We start from the raw sequence: 16,674 nt of genomic DNA on the forward strand, positions 1-16,674 counted from the left end.
AGACAACGATGGACAAGCCTATGCCGCAGAAGTTCAGGGGTTTGCGCCGGCGACACCGACGAAACGCGCCATCATAGCAAACACGGAATCACCGATGCGGAACTTCCCATATGATGAGACGGAACGGGTTGCTGCAACGTTTAAGCGTCCACATTCCGACACGCATGCGACGTAATGTCCTCTCTACGCGCGGGGGAAGGCCTGGCCATAGCGCTGCTTGAGCTGTTCGATCGAGACGTGGGTGTACCGCTGGGTGGTCTTCAGCGACGCATGCCCCAGCAGCTCCTGGACCTCGCGCAGGTCGGCCCCGCCGTCGAGCAGATGGGTTGCGGCGCTGTGACGCAGCGCATGCGGACCGATGTCGGGCACGCCGGCCGCGCGCGCGGATGCGTGGACCACCTGGCGCACCACGCGCTGGTTCACCCGCCCGCCCCGCGCGCCCAGGAACACGGCCGCCCCCGATGCCTCGTTCTCCAGCACCGGCCGCCCCCGTTCCAGCCAGCGTTCCAGCGCCCGTCCGGCGGGTGCCCCGAACGGCACCACCCGCTGCTTGTTTCCCTTTCCGGTCACCTTCAGCGTGCGGTTGGCGAAGGTGATGTCGCCGCGGTCCAACGCCACCAGTTCGGCCACGCGAATCCCCGTGGCATACAGCAGTTCCAGCATCGCGTCGTCCCGCAGTCCGATGGCGTCGCGCCGCGGGTCGTCGCCGTCGGAGACCAGACGATCCGCCGTCTTATCCAGCAAGCGTTCGGTCTGGGCCTCGTTCAGAATCTCCGGCAGGTGCTCCGGGATCTTCGGCGTCATCAGCGCGGCCGCCGGGTCGGACGGAATCATCCCATGCTCATGGGCCCAGAAGAAGAACCCCCGCACCGCCACCACCCGGCGGGCCATGCTCGAACGCGCGTGGGTGCGGGACTCCCCCGCCATCCACATCCGCAGGTCATCCAGCGTGATCTCCCCCAGCTCGGCCACGCCGCGCCGTTGCATGGCCTCCAGGCACGACCTCACGTCACGCGCGTACGCCGATCGCGTGTTCTCGCTCAGCCCCCGGTTGGCCTTCAGATAGGTCAGATACCCATCCAGTTCGCGTTCGAACCGCATGACGGCCCCTTTCCGTTTCCGCCGTTTCGCCATCCATTCTCGCATGCGGATGCCGCAGCGCCGCGCAGGCCACGGACCGCTGTCCGGACACCGCACGCCGCAGGGCCCACGCACGGCGTAGCATAGGGATATGCCTATACCACGTGAGATTCCGACCGGCGCACGCATCGTGGCGCGCGTGTGCGAAGGCGTCGACCCGTCCGACCACCGCATGAAGTTCCGCGACTACGTCGGCCACGTGCGCTCATGGGACGGGCACACGCTGGAGATGACCCGCGACGCGACCGCCAACGGGTCGCGCCCCGAACAACGGGTGACCATCGACGTCGACTCGATCGTCACCATCAAGCCGGTGCCGGAGCGGCCGTCAGCCCGCCCCTGAGGCCCGCGACCGTCAGCGGATATGCGACAGCTCGCGCACGACGGCGGTGTGCGGCGATCGCAGGCGGATGACGTGTTCCCCGCGGCGCGCCGATTCCATCAATACCGTCTGCCAGCCCTGTTCGGGCAGTTCCAGGACCCGTTCCGGCGCATGGATTCCACCGTGGCCCTGCTCCGCCTTGAAATTCCGGAACGGCTGGCCTTCGGCGAAGAACCGCGCCAACGCGTCCCCGTCCACCGACCCGTCCAAGGCCTCCGACACCGCAAGCAGCCGTAGGGCCACCGAACGCAGCAGCGCGGCCACGTTGGCGCCGTCCTCCTCCACCATGGCGCGGGTCCGGTCAGGATCGGTCAACGCCACCCGTGTCATATCCCGCCAGGAGCCGGCGGCCAGGGCGGCGGCGATGTCACGCTCGGGATTGGCGGCCATCTCGTTGATCAGCGCGGTCGCCACCACATGCGGCATATGGGAGATCAACGCCGCGGCACGGTCATGCGTCAGCTCGTCCACCACGATCATGCGGTTGCCGCACGCCGCGGTGATCATCCCCGCCACGGCCAGGAACCGCCGGTACGACGAGTCCGGCCGCACGGTGACCGCCCACAGGGCGTCGTCGTACAGCGCCGGATCAGCGGCCGACCAACCGGAACGTTCGTTGCCCGCCATCGGATGCGCCCCGATATAACGGTCCCCCAGCCCGGCGGCCTCCACCTGTTCGCGCACCATGCCCTTCACGCTGCCCACATCGGTGAGGGTGGTCCGTTCATCCAGCGCATCGGCCAGCGCGGCAAGCGTCTCCGGCATCGCCCTGAGCGGGTTGCACAGCACCAGCACATCCGGCCGTTCGGCGGCGAGCGCTTCGATGGACGGCAGGCAGCGTATGCCCCGGGCTTCGGCATCCGCATACGGACGCGTCGTATGGTTCCAGGCCAGCACGTCGCATCCGGCGTCGTGGAGGCGGCAGGCCAGCGACCCTCCGATCAGCCCCAAACCGACGATGCCGATGCGCCGCGGCGCGACATTGAGCGTTTCCGTGTGCTCCCCTACCACAGCAGTTCCCTTCTCATCGCATCCATCCGGTCCGTGTCGGCGGCGTGCAGCGTCCCCTCCCCGACATGCACCCCGCCCTGCGGCAGCATCCAGGCGTCGACCGGCGGGTTCGGCCGTTCGCGGCGCGGGTAGACGGCCAGCGTCTTGACCCAGTCGCCATGGTCGACGATCTGTTCGAGCACCGCGCGGAACCGCGGCTGCCACGGGGCGGCGTCCAGCGTGACAATGAAGCTGTACGTGCCGTCATGCCCCTTGATCGGACGGGAGATGAAGCTCGTCATATTCAACCCGGCGTCGCGCACCACGTCCAGCAGGTTGGCCAGCACGCCGGGGCCGGTGCTCAGCGGGATGAACGTGACGATCGTCTCGAATTCATCCACGCCGTCCGTCCGGGCCCGTTCCAGCAGCGCGCGGGCCTCGTCGCGCGGCGCCAGCACCAGGAATTCGGTGTGCGCGCCGGAATAGTCCTGCACCGAGCTCGCCACCGTGGTCAGCCCGTACAGCGAGCCGCAGATCGACGGGCCGAGGGCCACCTGTCCGGTCTCAAGGTCACGGCAGGCGGCGGCATTCGAGGATGCGGGCACGGCGGTCAGATGGTGCTCGGCGATGAACCCCTTGCACTGGGCCAAACCGTGGGGGTGCGCACTGACCTGCGCCCCGTCGGGCTCGATCTGCGGGCCGCGGGTGAACGCGTCGAAGGCGATGTCGACCACGATGCGCGCGAAACCGACGGCGTCGTGCGAATCGATGAGCAGGTCGAGATTCGGGACCACGTACCCTTCGACATTGTTCTCCCAGGCCACCACGCCCCACGCCTCGCCGCGTTCGACGGCGGCCATGATCGTCGGCACGTCGGACACCGCGATCAGCTGCGGGGCCTGACCGGCACCGAGGGGACCGCCGGACAGCAGCTGCGCCGCACCCGCCGCGGCCTGATGGGTGAATGATCCCTGCGGTCCCAGATAGTACAACGGTTTCACGGCCGCTCCCCCTCGCCGTCGTCGCTGCCATCGGCGGCGAACGTCTCGGCGACGTCCACGGTCTCCGGCCCCGGAGCCAGACGATCCGGCACCATGAACCACCGTGCCGGCAGGAACAGCATGACCACCTGCAGGACGATCACGCCGTAGATCCAAATCACGCCGGCGCGCTGGCAGAAGAATGGCACCTCGCCGCTGAATCCGATCGGAACCAGCGCATCGCCGCCCGGACCATAGCCGGTCAGCATCCATACGGCCGCCGAGGAGGCGATCAGGTGGAATCCCAGGCCCACCGCATTGCTGCGCGCACGGGCGCACCAGGTGGAGATGCCCAGAAGCAGGAACGCCAGCAGCAGGCCGTAGGGGATGTTCTGTGCCGCGCCCATGCGATGGGCCAGCGTACCGATGACGCCGACGGCAACACCCGAGGCGATGGTGATCAGGATGCGTAATGCGTACGGCTGGCGGTGACTCCACGGCTGCAGGGCCGGATCCGACCGCCGCCGGGATGGAGTGGAGATGGAGGTCATGCGTTCCAGTATAGGTGTGCCGCCGGTTGAATCCGGCGGCACGGTCACTACTTGGCGTTGGCCTGGTTGTTCTGGCGGCGCTGCTTGGCGCGCCACTTGTACCAGTCCTCGCGCCCGAGGATGATCTTGCGCACGCGGATGGACTCCGGGGTCACCTCCACGCACTCGTCCTCGTTCGCGAAGTCCAGCGCCTCCTCAAGGCTCATCTTGATCGGCGGGGTGAGCGTCTCCAGCACGTCGGCGGTGGAGGAACGCATGTTGGTCATATGCTTGGCGAGCGTGATGTTCACGTCCAGCTCGTCCGGCTTGTTGTTCACGCCGACGACCTGACCCTCGTACACCGGGGACTGCGGGTCCACGAAGAAGTTGCCGCGGGCCTGCAGACGCTGCATCGCATACGGGGTGGCCACGCCCTTGCGGTCGCAGACCATCGAGCCGTTCTGACGGGTCACGATCTGGCCCGCCCACGGCGCGTAGCCGGCGGAGATCGACGAGGCGATGCCGGTGCCGCGCGTGGAGGACAGCAGCGTGGTCCGGAAGCCGATCAGGCCACGGCTCGGCACGGTGAACTGCAGACGCACCCAGCCGGAACCGTGGTTGGACATCGACTCCATACGGCCCTTGCGCTCGGCCATCAGCTGGGTGACGGTGCCCATGTACTCCTCGGGCACGTCGATGGTCGTGTTCTCCATCGGTTCGCAGATCTGGCCGTCGATGGTCTTGGTGACCACCTGCGGACGGCCGACGGTCAGCTCGTAGCCCTCACGACGCATCTGCTCGGCGAGCACGGCCAGAGCGAGTTCGCCGCGGCCCTGCACCTCCCAAGCGTCCGGACGCTCGGTGGGCAGCACGCGGATCGACACGTTGCCGATGAGCTCGCGGTCCAGACGGTCCTTGATCATGCGGGCGGTGAGCTTGTGGTCCTTGCCCTCGGTGCCGGCGAGCGGCGAATCGTTGATGCCGAAGGTCATCGAGATGGCCGGCTCGTCCACATGGATGAGCGGCAGCGGCTTCGGGTCGGACGGATCGACGATGGTCTCGCCGATCATGATGTCGTTGACGCCGGCGATGGCCACGATGTCGCCGGGGCCGGCCTGTTCCACCGGGAAGCGGTCCAGACCCTTGGTGCGCAGGATCTCGGTGAGCTTGAAGTTCTCGATCGAGCCGTCGACGCGGCTCAGGCCGTACTGCTTGCCCTTGACGAGCGTGCCGTTGTAGATGCGGACCAGACCCAGTCGGCCCAGGTAGTCCGAGGCATCGATGTTGGTCACATGGGCCTGCAGCGGGGCGCCCTCCTCGTATTCGGGTGCGGGGATGTTCGAGATGATCGAATCGAACAGCGGCTCCAGGTTGTCGTTGTCCGGCAGCCCGCCGTTCTCCGGCTGGTTCGTGGAGGCGTAGCCCGCCTTGGCGGCGCAGTAGATCACCGGCAGGTCCAGCAGCGAGTCGAGGTCCAGGTCCACGCCCTCCTCGATCACGTCCTGGGCCAGGCCGAGCAGCAGGTCGGTGGCCTCGCCCACGACCTCCTCGATGCGGGCGTCCGGACGGTCCACCTTGTTCACGCACAGGATCACCGGCAGCTTGGCCTCCAGGGCCTTGCGCAGCACGAAGCGGGTCTGCGGCAGCGGGCCCTCCGAGGCGTCGACGAGCAGCACCACGCCGTCGACCATCGAGATGCCGCGCTCGACCTCGCCGCCGAAGTCGGCGTGGCCGGGGGTGTCGATGACGTTGATCGTGATGCCTTCGGGATGGCCGTACTTCTCGGCGAGCGGGCCGGTGTACTGCACCGCCGTGTTCTTCGCCAGGATGGTGATGCCCTTCTCGCGCTCCAGATCGTTGGAATCCATCACGCGGTCGGGGACCTCCTCGCGCTCGGAGAACACGTGCGACTGCTGGAGCATCGCGTTCACCAGCGTGGTCTTGCCGTGATCGACGTGCGCCACGATCGCCACATTTCGAATATCGCCACGAACTGCCATCAAAACCTCTCTTACCTGATTTCAGTTGCGTTCCTTCGGTACCGGACCGTTCGGCAAACCCCAGTACGTCCACACAAACCGAGCCAAGTGTAGCGGGATTGCTTGACAGCTCCGCCCCCGAGGCTCACTCGGTGCGCAACGCGGTGGCCGGATCCTGCCTGGCGGCCTTCTTCGAGGGGATGATGCCGCCGATCAGCGTGAGCACCACGCTCAGGACGACCAGCGCCACGGCTCCGGGCACCGGCAGCACGCCGCTGACCTCGTTCGTGCCCATGAAGTGATGCAGGATGGCGTTGCCCGGAATGAGCAGCAGCAGCGTCACGCCCACGCCGATCAGGCCGGAGCACAGGCCGATCATGCCGGTTTCGGCGTTGAACACCGAGGAGACGTTGTGCTTCGAGGCGCCCATGGCGCGCAGGATGCCGATCTCCTTGGTGCGTTCCAGCACCGAGATGTAGGTGATGATGCCGATCATGATCGAGGAGACGACCAGGGAGACCGCCACGAACGCGATCAGCACGTAGGTGATGACGTTGACGATGGTGGTCACCGAGCTCATCAGCGCGCCCACGTAGTCCACGTAGGTGATCTGGTCCTGTTCGGAGGCGTCGGCGTTGTACTGGTCGATGGCGTCCGAGACCCCGTCCTTGTCCTCGAAGCTGTCGCAGTAGATCCGGATCGAGCTCGGGGCGTCCCGGCTGATCACGCCGAAGGCGGAGAGGTTGTCGTCGTAATCGCCGGTGGAGACGTACTCGTCGTAGATGTGGATGAAGGTCGCGTCATCGGCCGTGGCCAGATAGGCGTCGAGCTGCTGGGCCAGCATCTCCTCGCTGGCCGCCGCGCCGTCCGTCGCCCCCGCGGCGCCCATGTCCATGCCGGCCTGCGCCGCCTCGGTCATCAGACCGGCCGCCAGCTGCGCCTTCTGTGTCACGCCGAGGCCGGCGACGTAGAGGCGGGCGTCGGCGACCTTGGTCGCGTCATCGGAGGGAGAGAACGTCATGCCGTTGAGCACGTTCACGCCCTGGTTCGCCTGCTGGTCGGTGACCACCGGGCTGGAGGCCGTGTGGTCGATCAGATAGTCGGTCAGGGCGTGCGTGTAGCCGACCGAGCCGTCGATGTTCGCCGCGTCGGCATCCTGAACGGGACGGACGACGCCGACGATCCTCAACGGCATCGCCGTGCCGTTGTCGACCAGCTCCGCCATCCGTTCGGCGTCGTCGCCGACATACGAGTACAGTCCGTCGTCGCCGCGCACATACTGGTCGCACGCGGGGATCAGGTACAGCTGCTGGTTCAGCACCTGGTCGTAGTCGATCCTGATCGTCTGCTCGTCGATCTTCTCGCCGTCGTCCAGCCGCTTCATCAGGTCGTCGTAGTCGGACGCCGGCAGCAGGCCCAGCTCGTACAGCGTGCTCAGCGGGATCTCGTTGTTCTGGTCGGCGACCAGCACCACCTCGTCCCGGGCCTCGGGCCAGGCGCCGCGGACGACCTTGTAGTTGTCGGTCACCACCGGGCTGATCAGTTCGCCGTCGCCTTCGCCGGGCATGATCTCTCCGAAGGCCGAGGGCGCGGCGTTCTCATCGGTGTCGCCGGTGACCATCGACATCTGCATGGCCGTCACGTCCGACATGCTGGTCATCGACCCGCTCTTCGTGGCCATCATCGAGGACATGGAGCCGGAATCGCCGCCGAACGTCACGCCGTCGGCGTCGACCAAGGTGCCGTCCGGATCGCGGCTGACCACCGAGAACTTGACGTCATAGGAGTAGCGGATGCCGTTGGAGCCCACGTACTGCTGGATCTCGCTGTCCGGATCGTCCAGGTACCGCTTGAACGCGGTCAGGTTGTTCTCGGCGATGCTGCTGGTCAGCGTGGAGGCCTGCGTGAAGCTGGAATCGTCGGCGTACACGGCGTCGCGGTCGTGCTCGTCGGTACGCTCGCCGTCCGCATTGGCCGCGCTCTGCTCCAACAGGGACTGCAGATCCCAGCTCTTGGCGTCGATGGAGATCGGGTAGGCGGTCATCGTGTCCCGCTGGATGGCCGTGATGTAGTTGTTCACGCCCGTGGACACCGACAGGATCAGCGCGATGCCGATGATGCCGATTGAGCCGGCGAAGGAGGTGAGCACGGTGCGCGCCATCTTGGTCTTGAGGTTGTTGAAGCTCAGGGCCACCGCGGTGCCGAACGACATCGAGGATCGGCCCATCGTGCGGTGCACGGCCGGGGCCGATTCGGTCTCGTCGATGACGTACGGGTCTGAATCGTCGAGGATGCGGCCGTCGCGCAGGTTGACGATGCGCGTGGCGTACTGGTCGGCGAGTTCCGGATTGTGCGTGACCATGACGACCAGACGGTCCCGGGCCACCTCCTTGAGCAGTTCCATGATCTGCACGGAGGTGTCGGAGTCCAACGCACCGGTCGGTTCGTCGGCCAGCACGATGTCCGGATCGTTAACCAGCGCGCGGGCGATGGCCACGCGCTGCATCTGGCCGCCCGACAACTGGTTCGGCTTCTTGTGCACATGGGCGCCCAGCCCCACCTGCGCCAGGGCACGGCGGGCACGTTGCCGGCGCTGCGCCTTGGGGACGCCCGAGATGGTCAGCGCCAGCTCCACGTTGGCCAGGATGCTCTGGTGCGGGATGAGGTTGTAGCTTTGGAACACGAAGCCGATGGTGTGGTTGCGGTAGGAGTCCCAATCGCGGTCGCGGTACTGCCTGGTCGAGGTGCCGTTGATGACCAGGTCGCCGGAATCATACCGGTCCAGGCCGCCGATGATGTTGAGCAGCGTGGTCTTGCCCGATCCCGAGGGACCGAGGATGGCCACGAACTCGTTGTCGCGCAGGTTCAGCGTGACGCCGTCCAGCGCCTTCTGTACGAAATCGCCGGTTTTGTACTGCTTGTGGATGTCCTTGATCTGCAGCACCACGGTTGACTCCTCCGTTTCGGTATCCAATCTCAGGTAGGTTCGCAGCCTACACTACACCCAGAATACTGAACACCGTAAACTATTTTTCCGGCGGCGTCAGTCCTCCAGTTCGAGACCCTTGCGTTCGGGCAGGCACAACGCCGACACGCAGCCCAGCACGAACGCGATCGCGAAGATCACGAAGGCCGCCGTCTTGTTGCCCCCGGACAGCGTCAGGAACCACGGCACAAGCAGCGGCGCCACGATCGCGGCCACACGGCCCACCGCCGCCGCGGCGCCCGATGCCGCGCCGCGCAGACGCGTCGGATAGATCTCCGGCGTCACCGCATACAGCACGCCCCACGCCCCCAGGTTCGAGGCCGACAGCAGCATGCCGAAGCCGATCACCGCGGCCACCGAGCCGGCCTGCGAGAACGCAAAGGCGGCCACGGCGGACACCGCCAGGAACACGCTCAGCGTGCGGCGGCGTCCCCAGACCTCCACCAGCCAGGCGGCGAGGAAGTAGCCGGGCAGCTGCGCCAGCGAGATGATCAGCGTATAGCCGAACGAGCTGGTCAGTGAGCCGAACTGTTCGGCCAGCAGACTCGGCATCCAGGTGAACGCGCCGTAGTAGGAGAAATTCACGAAGAACCAGGTCAGCCAGATCGCTGCGGTGCGGGCGATATACCTGCGGCCGAACAGTTCGCGCGTCCGGATGGCCGGCAGCGGCTCGGCCTTCGGGCTGGCGACGGGGGCCACTCCGGAGGCCTGCTCGAAGTAGCGCACCGCCTGCTCGGCCTCGTCCTCACGACCCTTGGACTCCAGGAAACGCACCGATTCGGGGATGTGGGCGCGGGTCACGATGGCGTACAGCAGCGGCAGCGCGCCGATGAGCAGCGCCCAGCGCCATCCCCAGTCGCCGGTGTTCGGGATGACGAACGCGCCGATGGCCGCCGCGATGATCCAGCCGACGGCCCAGAACGATTCCAGCAGCACCGTCATCCGCCCGCGATGCTGCGTGGGCGAGAATTCCGACACCAGCGTGGAGGCCACCGGCAGTTCGGCACCCAACCCCAGGCCGATGACGAACCGCGCGACCAGCAGAGCCATCAGCGTCCAGGAGAAGGCCATACCGGCGTTCGCCAGGCCGAAGATCACCAGTGTGGCGGTGAACACGGTCTTGCGCCCGACATGGTCGGCGATGTAGCCGCCCAAAGCCGCGCCGATGGCCATGCCGACGAATCCGATCGACAGCACCCAGGATTTCTCGGTGGCGTTCAGATTGAAATGCGGGTCGGCGGCGATGGCCGCCACGACGAACGAGACCAGCCCCACATCCATCGCGTCGAACGCCCAGCCGATGCCCGAGGCCACCAGCAGCTTGCGGTGCGCCTTGTTGAACGGCAGGCGGTCCAGCCGCTCGTTCCTGCTCAACGCGCGGCCGGCCTGCGCCGTACCCTGCGCCGTCGTATCAGTCATATTCCTCTCCTTGAATCCATGAATCGGGCCGCCGACGGTTCGGCCTCCGGCGGCCCGTGATTCCGCCGCGGTCACGCCGCGGGACGTTCCAGTGGCGACATGGCCTCCCGCATCAGCACATCGCGGTCGGCCGGCGGCTGCTCCCCCTGCCGTTCCCGCGACCGGTTGAGCGACGCCAACCGCCGCTGCACCACGCCGTAGGGCGATGCGCCATCCGGCTCGCCGGGGGCGTACCGGTAGACGGCGGCCGGACGATGCCGGCCTTCCCGCCGCTGCTCGCCGGTCTCCTCCAGACGTCCGGTGGCGAGCATGCGGCGGCGGAAGTTCGCCAGATCGATATGCTCGCCGGCCACCGCCTCGTATACGTCATGCAACTGGTTGAGGGTGAAGGTCTCCCCCACCAACCTGGTGACGACGGCCGGCTCGTCGATGCGGGTGCGCAGCCGGCGCAGGGCGTAGGCGATGATGTTCCGGTGGTCGAAGGCGAGTTCGGGCAGGGCGTCCGCAGGGAACCACCGCACGTTCCGCTCAACGGCGAAGTCGGCCGTCTCCTCCCGCCCCACCAGCGCCCAGTACGCGATGGACACCATCGGCAGCCCGCCCTGCGAGCGCGCCGGATCCCCGAAGGTATACAGCTGTTCGAGATACCGAGGATGCAGATCGGTGGTGTCGGCCAGCGCGCGGTACGCCGACTGTTCCAGGGATTGGTCGGCGCGCAGGCCGCCGCCGGGCAGCGCCCATCGGCCCAGGAACGGCTGGCGGACGCGCCGGACCAGCGGCAGCCAGAGCCGGCTTCCGGACGGGCTGGGCGCCAACGCCAGGATGACGACGGTGACGCCGACCTGCGGCGGCTGCAACCGCCGTTCCGTCACGTTGCCGATGCCCATGCCCGCACCTCCCGCGTCTGCGATCCATTGCCCACAGGCACGAGCATACTACTTTTAGTCACGATGACTATAACTGGGTGTCGGCAGACGAGACGCTACCCCTCCAGAACCTCCCCCACCGAATCCGGAAGGAACGGCGCCAGCTCCGGTAACTGCTCCAAGGACGCCAACCCCATCTTCTCCAGGAACAGCGCGGAGGTCACCAGCAGCGCGGCGCGGGACTCCGGCTCCACCCCCTCCTCGCGCACCAGGCCGCGGACGATCAGCGCCCGGACCACGCCGTCCGAGTTGACGCCGCGGATCGCCGCGACCTGCGCACGCGTGACCGGCTGACGGTACGCGATGATCGCCAGCGCCTCCAACGCCGCCTGCGACAGGCGCGCGGTCTGCCCGTCGGTCACGAACGCCGACGCCACCGGTTCGAACACCGCGCGACTGGAGAACTGCCATCCCCGGGCGGTACGGCGCAGCTCGAACCCCCTGGGGGCGCGCCCGGAGGCGTCCGATCCGTCATAGTCGCGCCGCAACGCCTCCAGCGCCGCGGTCACCCGCTCCTCGTCCACCGCCAGCACCCGCGCCAGATCGGCGGCCTGCTGGGGCTGGTCGCAGACCATCAGCACCGCCTCCAGACATGCCGGCAGGCCACCGGGGAATCCGTCGACGTCGAAGTCCACGTATTCGGGGCGAGCCGCCCCGACCGTCCGCTCGTTCTGATCCATCACAGCCGCCTCCCGCTGTATCCGATTGTCATGCGAAATCCCGTTCGTCGATCGCGGTGTCCGTCTCCTCCGCGCCGGCCACCCACCGCAGGTGCAGGGTCTCATAGGGACCGGCCTGTTTGAACTGCAGCACGCCCTGCTTGAAGAACGCCAGCACCGCCAGGAACCTGGCCACCACCTCAATGGTGGCGGACGCATCCGCCGTCAGCTCGGCGAAGGTCATCGACCCTCCGCCCGGCAGGGCGCGCAGCCGGTCCCGCACCAGCATGGATTGGGCGCGCAGGTCCACCATCGGCATATGCAGCTGATGCACCGACACCTCGCTGGCCGGCGCGTTGGCGAACGCCTGCGCGGCCAGCCGGGCCAGGTCCTCGGGGGTCAGCGTCCAGACCAGCTCAGGCAGCAGGGCCGACATGCCCGCGTCCATCACCGCCGGATGCGGGAACCGGCCCGAATTCGCCGCCAGACGCGCACGGAAGTCGTCGGCGGCCTGCTTGAACGCGCGGTACTGCAGCAGCCTAGCGAACAGCAGATCACGCTCGCGCAGCGCCTCCATGCTGCGCTCGTCGCGCCCGCCGTCCTCGTCGCCGGGCAGCAGCGCGGCGCTTTTGGCCTCCACCAGCACCGAGGCCACGTCGATGAACGAACTTGCCGCCTCCATGTTGCGGGACACGTCCATGCCCCGCACATACTCCAGGAACTCCTCGGTGATCGCGGACAGGGAAACCTCGGTCAGTTCCAGACGATTATTGGCGATCATGCCCAACAGCACGTCGAACGGACCGGAATACACGTCCAGGCTGACGGCGAATCCGGAATCGACGGGAGGATCATCCTCCTGCCGCGATCGGAGCCCGGACCACTCCACCATGTCCATGCCGCCGGTCAGGGCACGATGCCCTTGGCGATCAGTTCGCGGGCCACCTCGCGGTATTCCTTGGCCGTCTTGTGCCCGGGGGCGTAGATGGTGATCGGCGCGGCCGCCACCGTGGCATCCGGCAACTTGATGGACCGGGAGATGACCGAATGGAACACCTTGCCCTGGAACGCCTCGTAGATGCGCTGCAGCACCTCCTCGCAGTGCAGCGTGCGCGTGAACATGGTGACCAGCACGCCGTACACCTCCAGGCGCGGGTTGATGCGCGACTGCACCTTCTCGATCGACTGCATCAGCAACGCCACGCCACGCAGCGCGAAGAACTCGGCGGCCACGGGGATGATCACGCCGTCGGCGGCGGTCAGGGCGTTCACGGTCAGCAGGCCCAGCGACGGCTGGCAATCGATGATGATCAGATCGTACTCGTCACGCACCTTGCGCAGCACGCTGGCCAGCACCTGCTCACGCCCCACCTCGGTGACCAGCTGCACCTCGGCGGCGGACAGGTCGATGTTGGCCGGCATGATGTCGATGTTCTCGAAATCGGTGGGATGGATGACCTCATGCGGGTCCACGGACATATCGAACAACGCCGTGTACACCGTGTTCTCCACGGCGTTCGCGTTGATGCCCAGACCCACCGTGGCCGCACCCTGCGGATCGAAGTCCACGATGAGCACGCGACGGCCGTACTGACTCAATGCGCCCGCGATGTTGATCGAGCTGGTGGTCTTGCCGACGCCGCCCTTCTGGTTGCACATCGCGATGACCCGCGCCGGCCCGTGCTGGTGCAGCGGTTCGGGCGCGGGGAACGTCTCATATTCACGTCCAAGCAGATCCGTAGGCATATCCCTCACCTTATCAACATTCACGCGCCCTTCGGAACCGGTTCCGGTGGACGTCGGCGCGTCGTCCACCACAGGCGCGGCATAGGTGCCACCGATCGGCAGCAGCCCCTGACGGAACCGACGCTCCGGATCCCCGTCATGCCACGGGCCCGCGCCGCCGCCACGTGACCGTGCCGCGTCCATACCGTCTCCATTCCCTACCGCCGCGGCCGGACGGCGCGGCACTGGCTGAAGTCGTCCCGATAGCTATCGTATCGCGAAACGACTCGCCGACGGGTGCAGGCGCGGCCGCGCGCCGCCCGCATCCGGGTACCCCAGGCAGGACAACGGCTATCGCGCGCGCGGATGAGCGGTCAGATACGTCTCGATCAGCGCCTCCGGGCTGACATGGGTGTAGATCTGCGTGGTGGTGACCGACGCATGCCCCAGCAGCTCCTGCACCGTGCGTACATCGGCGCCGCCCTGGATCAGATGCGTGGCGAAGGAGTGCCGCAACGTATGCGGATGCAGCGGCTTGGCGATATGCGCCCGCCCCCCTGCGGTCCGCACCACCTCCCAGACCGACTGGCGGGACAGGCGGCGTCCGCGTTTGTTCAGGAACAGGGCCCGCAGCTCCGGCTGCCCGGAGGTCCGGCGCCGCTCAAGCACCGGACGGGCCGCGTCCAGATACCGGCGCAGCGCCTCGCAGGCGTAGCGGCCCACCGGTACCAGCCGTTGCTTGCCCCCCTTGCCGGTCAGCCGGATCACCCGTTCATCGAAGTCCACGTCGTCCAGGTCGGCGCCCACAGCCTCCGAGACGCGCGCGCCGGTGGCGTACATGAGCTCCAGCAGCGCCTTGTCGCGCAGCAGCACGGCGTTCTCGAGGCCGTATCCATCCGGGGCATGCGGATCCGGCTGCGGCACCGCGTCAAGCAGGCGGGCCACCTCGTCCACGGTCAGCACGTCCGGCAGCACCGACGCCCCCTTGGGGGCCTTGACCGCGGCGGAGACATCGTCGGACACGACGTGCTGCGCCAGGGCGAACCGATGGAAGGCGTGGATGCTCGCCAGGCGGCGCGCCTTGCTGCGCGCGCTCTCCCCCGCGGCATCGAGGGCCGCGACGTACTCCTCCACATCGCGCCGCGCGATATCCTCCGGGGTTCGCACCCCGCGGTTCTCCAGCCAGTCGACATACCGTCTGAGGTCGGAGGCGTAGGCGTCCACCGTCGCGGACGCCAATCCCCGTTCGATGCCGATATGGGCCAGGAACTGGTCGAACACCAAGGCGAATCGCGGCTCCACGGCGCTCCTTCCGATACGCGAGAACCCCGCGCAGGGCGGGGTTCTCAATTCACGAATGAACCGTGCGGGAATCAGGCCTCGACCGGGGCGTTGACATCCGCCGGCAGGGCGTTCTTGGCCTCGGCGACGATGGCCTTGAAGGTCTCCGGATCGGAGACGGCCAGCTCGGCGAGCGCGCGACGGTCAAGCTCGATGCCGGCCAGACGCAGACCCTGGATGAAGCGGTTGTAGGTGATGCCTTCGGCGCGGACCGCGGCGTTGATGCGCTGGATCCACAGCTTGCGGAAGTCGCCCTTGCGAGCCTTGCGGTCGCGGTAGTTGTAGGTAAAGGAGTGCAGCAGCTGCTCCTTGGCCTTGCGGTACAGACGGGAGCGCTGGCCGCGGTAGCCCGAGGCCCTCTCGAGAACGACGCGACGCTTCTTGTGGGCGTTCACTGCGCGCTTGACACGTGCCATATTCTATTCCTCAGCTTTCTGTTGACGTCTTGTTCGATCTCGAAGCGGCTCACATACCGAGCAGGTTCTTCATCTTCTTGACCTGGTTCGGAGCCATGACCTCGTCGGCGGACAGCGCACGACGCTTGCGGGCCGACTTGTGCTCCAGGTTGTGGCGCATGCCGCTGCCAACATGCATCAGCTTGCCCTTGCCGGTGACGCGGACGCGCTTGGACGCGGCGGAATTAGTTTTCATCTTCGGCATTGCTGCCCTCCTTGGTTGTGTTGTTCTTCGCGGAAGTCTTCGGTTGCGCGTCGTGCCCGTTCACCGCGGCCTTGGCTTCCGCCGCGGCCTGGGCCTGGGCCTCCTGCTTGGCGGCCAGGCGGGCGGCCTGACGGGCCTGACGTTCGGCGCGGGATTCCGCACCGCGACGACGCTGCTCGGACTGCGTGTGCACCTTCTTGCCCTTCGGGGCCAACGTCATGATGATGTTGCGCCCCTCCTGCTTCGGAGCGGACTCGATGCTGCCGTACTCCTCCACATCGGCGGCCAGACGCTGCAGCATCTCGACGCCGCCGATCGGGCGGGACTGCTCGCGGCCGCGCAGCATGATGGTGACCTTGACCTTGTCGCCGCCGTTCAGGAAGCGGACGACGTGGCCCTTCTTGACCTCAAAGTCATGGTCGTCGATCTTCAGGCGGAAACGGATCTCCTTGATCTCCGCCGTGTTCTGGTTACGGCGGGCCTCGCGGGCCTTGATCTTCTCGTTGTACTTGAACTTGCCGTAATCGATGAGCTTGGCGACCGGAGGCTTCGCGTTGGGCGCCACCTCGACGAGATCGAGGTTCGCTTCCTTGGCCAGGTTGAGTGCGACGGAGGTCGCGATGACCCCCACCTGCTCGCCGTTCGGGCCGATCAGGCGCACCTGGGAGACGCGAATCTCGTCGTTAATGCGTGGTTCGTCGCTGATGATGACTCCAATCCTCGGTATTCCTCACGGGGCCCATCGTTCGGCTCGCGCGCGGAATCGGATCAGGGCATGGTGCCATCGCGCTCGGCGATGCGCAAGGTTTGGACGGCGTATGGATGCCATCGCATGCGGACGGCGTCCCGCCGCCAGGCTGATGCCTTGAACCCGAAACCACGGCAGGCTTCCAGGTGGGGTCTCCCCGCTTTCTTGATTTCTCAAGCCTTGGTTAGTGTACCACATGCCCGGACGGG

At 67.0% G+C, this 16,674-nt stretch carries 16 protein-coding genes; 1 reads left to right on the forward strand and 15 read right to left on the reverse strand.

The features are described from left to right. Positions 1–183: 183 nt before the first annotated feature. Positions 184–1,101, reverse strand: coding sequence for a tyrosine recombinase XerC (locus OU11_RS02265; protein ID WP_033514223.1), 918 nt, complete (start codon positions 1,099–1,101; stop codon positions 184–186). 130 nt (positions 1,102–1,231) lie between these two features. Between OU11_RS02265 and OU11_RS02270 the strand changes: the two genes are divergently transcribed. Then, a complete protein-coding gene (locus OU11_RS02270) occupies positions 1,232–1,483 on the forward strand; it encodes a DUF6725 family protein (protein ID WP_033514224.1) in 252 nt (83 codons plus the stop codon). A gap of 12 nt (positions 1,484–1,495) precedes the next feature. Here the strand turns inward: OU11_RS02270 and OU11_RS02275 are convergent, their stop codons facing one another. The 14 genes from OU11_RS02275 to infC form a co-directional block, all read right to left on the reverse strand. Next, on the reverse strand, positions 1,496–2,533 hold the full coding sequence (locus OU11_RS02275) for a prephenate dehydrogenase (protein WP_052122554.1): 1,038 nt from the start codon (positions 2,531–2,533) through the stop codon (positions 1,496–1,498). Then, positions 2,527–3,513, reverse strand: coding sequence for a prephenate dehydratase (locus OU11_RS02280; protein ID WP_033514226.1), 987 nt, complete (start codon positions 3,511–3,513; stop codon positions 2,527–2,529). Before OU11_RS02280 ends, OU11_RS02275 begins: the two co-directional genes overlap by 7 nt. Continuing rightward, positions 3,510–4,043 (reverse strand): hypothetical protein, encoded by a 534-nt coding sequence (locus OU11_RS02285; RefSeq protein WP_081963391.1) that lies wholly within the window; start codon positions 4,041–4,043, stop codon positions 3,510–3,512. The genes OU11_RS02280 and OU11_RS02285 overlap by 4 nt, the downstream gene beginning before the upstream one ends. A gap of 47 nt (positions 4,044–4,090) precedes the next feature. Further along, on the reverse strand, positions 4,091–6,022 hold the full coding sequence (gene typA, locus OU11_RS02290; RefSeq protein ID WP_033514228.1) for a translational GTPase TypA: 1,932 nt from the start codon (positions 6,020–6,022) through the stop codon (positions 4,091–4,093). A gap of 124 nt (positions 6,023–6,146) precedes the next feature. Beyond that, complete coding sequence (locus OU11_RS02295; RefSeq protein WP_033514320.1) at positions 6,147–8,945, reverse strand: ABC transporter ATP-binding protein/permease; 2,799 nt, start codon at positions 8,943–8,945, stop codon at positions 6,147–6,149. Positions 8,946–9,044: 99 nt separating this feature from the next. Further along, positions 9,045–10,406: an MFS transporter gene (locus OU11_RS02300; protein WP_033514229.1), complete on the reverse strand. Its 1,362-nt coding sequence runs from the start codon at positions 10,404–10,406 to the stop codon at positions 9,045–9,047. 71 nt (positions 10,407–10,477) lie between these two features. After that, complete coding sequence (locus tag OU11_RS02305; protein ID WP_033514230.1) at positions 10,478–11,293, reverse strand: NUDIX hydrolase; 816 nt, start codon at positions 11,291–11,293, stop codon at positions 10,478–10,480. 95 nt (positions 11,294–11,388) lie between these two features. Then, positions 11,389–12,012 (reverse strand): SMC-Scp complex subunit ScpB, encoded by a 624-nt coding sequence (gene scpB, locus OU11_RS02310; protein ID WP_052122555.1) that lies wholly within the window; start codon positions 12,010–12,012, stop codon positions 11,389–11,391. A gap of 28 nt (positions 12,013–12,040) precedes the next feature. Beyond that, entirely contained in the window at positions 12,041–12,883 is an 843-nt protein-coding gene (locus OU11_RS02315; protein WP_052122567.1) for a segregation and condensation protein A, read from the reverse strand. A gap of 14 nt (positions 12,884–12,897) precedes the next feature. Then, on the reverse strand, positions 12,898–13,737 hold the full coding sequence (locus OU11_RS02320) for a ParA family protein (protein WP_033514324.1): 840 nt from the start codon (positions 13,735–13,737) through the stop codon (positions 12,898–12,900). Positions 13,738–14,067: 330 nt separating this feature from the next. After that, on the reverse strand, positions 14,068–15,018 hold the full coding sequence (gene xerD / locus OU11_RS02325; protein ID WP_033514231.1) for a site-specific tyrosine recombinase XerD: 951 nt from the start codon (positions 15,016–15,018) through the stop codon (positions 14,068–14,070). A gap of 71 nt (positions 15,019–15,089) precedes the next feature. Further along, complete coding sequence (gene rplT / locus OU11_RS02330) at positions 15,090–15,473, reverse strand: 50S ribosomal protein L20 (protein WP_033505982.1); 384 nt, start codon at positions 15,471–15,473, stop codon at positions 15,090–15,092. Positions 15,474–15,522: 49 nt separating this feature from the next. Continuing rightward, positions 15,523–15,717 carry a 50S ribosomal protein L35 gene (rpmI, locus tag OU11_RS02335; RefSeq protein ID WP_033505980.1) on the reverse strand — a complete coding sequence of 65 codons (195 nt, stop codon included), beginning with the start codon at positions 15,715–15,717 and terminating at the stop codon, positions 15,523–15,525. Next, the gene (gene infC / locus OU11_RS02340; RefSeq protein ID WP_081963392.1) at positions 15,698–16,444 is read right to left on the reverse strand and encodes a translation initiation factor IF-3; all 747 of its coding nucleotides are present in this window, start codon (positions 16,442–16,444) and stop codon (positions 15,698–15,700) included. The genes rpmI and infC overlap by 20 nt, the downstream gene beginning before the upstream one ends. Positions 16,445–16,674: the final 230 nt, after the last annotated feature.

Source organism: Bifidobacterium pullorum DSM 20433 (genome assembly GCF_000771405.1).
GTDB classification, from domain to species: Bacteria; Actinomycetota; Actinomycetes; order Actinomycetales; family Bifidobacteriaceae; genus Bifidobacterium; species Bifidobacterium pullorum.

What these genes read in the sequence shown, in the direction of transcription:
- OU11_RS02265 (WP_033514223.1), bottom strand. Translation starts at nt 1,101, where the DNA reads ATGCGGTTCGAACGCGAACTGGATGGGTATCTGACCTATCTGAAGGCC.
- OU11_RS02270 (WP_033514224.1), top strand. Translation starts at nt 1,232, where the DNA reads ATGCCTATACCACGTGAGATTCCGACCGGCGCACGCATCGTGGCGCGC.
- OU11_RS02285 (WP_081963391.1), bottom strand. Translation starts at nt 4,043, where the DNA reads ATGACCTCCATCTCCACTCCATCCCGGCGGCGGTCGGATCCGGCCCTG.
- typA (WP_033514228.1), bottom strand. Translation starts at nt 6,022, where the DNA reads ATGGCAGTTCGTGGCGATATTCGAAATGTGGCGATCGTGGCGCACGTC.
- OU11_RS02300 (WP_033514229.1), bottom strand. Translation starts at nt 10,406, where the DNA reads ATGACTGATACGACGGCGCAGGGTACGGCGCAGGCCGGCCGCGCGTTG.
- OU11_RS02305 (WP_033514230.1), bottom strand. Translation starts at nt 11,293, where the DNA reads ATGGGCATCGGCAACGTGACGGAACGGCGGTTGCAGCCGCCGCAGGTC.
- scpB (WP_052122555.1), bottom strand. Translation starts at nt 12,012, where the DNA reads ATGGATCAGAACGAGCGGACGGTCGGGGCGGCTCGCCCCGAATACGTG.
- OU11_RS02315 (WP_052122567.1), bottom strand. Translation starts at nt 12,883, where the DNA reads ATGGTGGAGTGGTCCGGGCTCCGATCGCGGCAGGAGGATGATCCTCCC.
- OU11_RS02320 (WP_033514324.1), bottom strand. Translation starts at nt 13,737, where the DNA reads ATGCCTACGGATCTGCTTGGACGTGAATATGAGACGTTCCCCGCGCCC.
- rplT (WP_033505982.1), bottom strand. Translation starts at nt 15,473, where the DNA reads ATGGCACGTGTCAAGCGCGCAGTGAACGCCCACAAGAAGCGTCGCGTC.
- rpmI (WP_033505980.1), bottom strand. Translation starts at nt 15,717, where the DNA reads ATGCCGAAGATGAAAACTAATTCCGCCGCGTCCAAGCGCGTCCGCGTC.